This is a genomic window from Oleiphilus sp. HI0117 (assembly GCF_001635235.1).
On record NZ_LWGA01000101.1, the window covers coordinates 1 to 1,161 of the forward strand.

The 1,161-nt window shown below is 44.3% G+C and carries 2 protein-coding genes; both read right to left on the reverse strand.

Annotated features, from left to right (window positions below; all coding sequences use genetic code 11):
* The coding region (gene rsmH, locus A3757_RS01460; protein ID WP_068739034.1) for a 16S rRNA (cytosine(1402)-N(4))-methyltransferase RsmH at positions 1 to 900 on the reverse strand (900 nt) is incomplete at its 3' end.
* Positions 901 to 931: 31 nt separating this feature from the next.
* A partial coding sequence (locus A3757_RS01465; RefSeq protein WP_369819513.1) for a division/cell wall cluster transcriptional repressor MraZ occupies positions 932 to 1,161 on the reverse strand: 230 nt, incomplete at its 5' end.

Genomic DNA, 1,161 nt, shown 5'->3' on the forward strand with positions numbered 1-1,161 from the left:
ACGCGCCCGAACGTTATTTTCTATTTCTGCTTTACTCGGTTTAATCGCCTTTCCAACTAGCTTAAAGCCTCGAACAATATCTTTTTCAAAAACGGGCACCCCCGGCGGAGGCGCATCACCTTTTGCTTTTTCACGCATAAAGCGCTTAACAATACGATCTTCGAGTGAATGAAAGCTAATAACAACTAAACGGCCACCGACTGCTAAACTCTCACTTGCTTCGTCCAGCAATCGCTCTAAATCACTCAATTCATCATTAACTTTAATTCGAATAGCCTGAAACACCCTGGTCGCCGGGTGCTTATGTTTTTCCCAAGACGGGTTCGCGTCCTTCACTATTTTCGACAGTTTTGCAGTCGTATCAATTTCCTGACCCAGCAATGCCTCTTTGATACCTCTAGCTATTTTCCTAGCAAACTTTTCTTCGCCATAATCGAAAAATACCTGAACCATCTCTTTCTCATCGACCTCTTTGATCCACTGTGCGGCACTCACTCCGCGCGTGGTATCCATCCGCATATCTAGCGGACCATCATTCATAAAACTGAAGCCTCTCTCAGCATTATCAAGCTGCGGAGATGACACACCCAAATCCGCTAACACGCCCGAAACTTTCTCTTGCCCACAAACTCTCAAATGCTCACGAATATCTGCGAAGGAGCCGTGCACAATCGAAAATCGCTCTTCATCAACAAATCGACTCTGTGCCGCAGATATTGCTTCCAAATCTTTGTCAATAGCGATCAACGAGCCATCTTTATCCAAAGCTTCTAGTATTTTTGAGCTATGCCCACCACGACCAAAGGTTGCATCAACATAGGCACCTGAAGAATTCGTCACCAATAAGTCAACTGCTTCTTGTAATAGCACCGTCTCGTGCATATGTTGCTCACAACTCATACCAATGTGTCCAATTCAATCAACATATACATTACAGAGACAAATTCAGCATTTGCTCTGGAATATCATCATCCTGATCTGCTTCATCTAACCAATTAAACCAACTGTCTTCACTCCAAAGCTCAAACTTCTTTCCTTGACCCACCAACATCAACTTCTTCTCGAGATTTGCATACTCTCTAAGTGTTGGCGGCACAAGAATTCGCCCATTCCCATCCATTTCCAAAGGCGTCGCATAACCAATCAACAAACGCTGAGTGC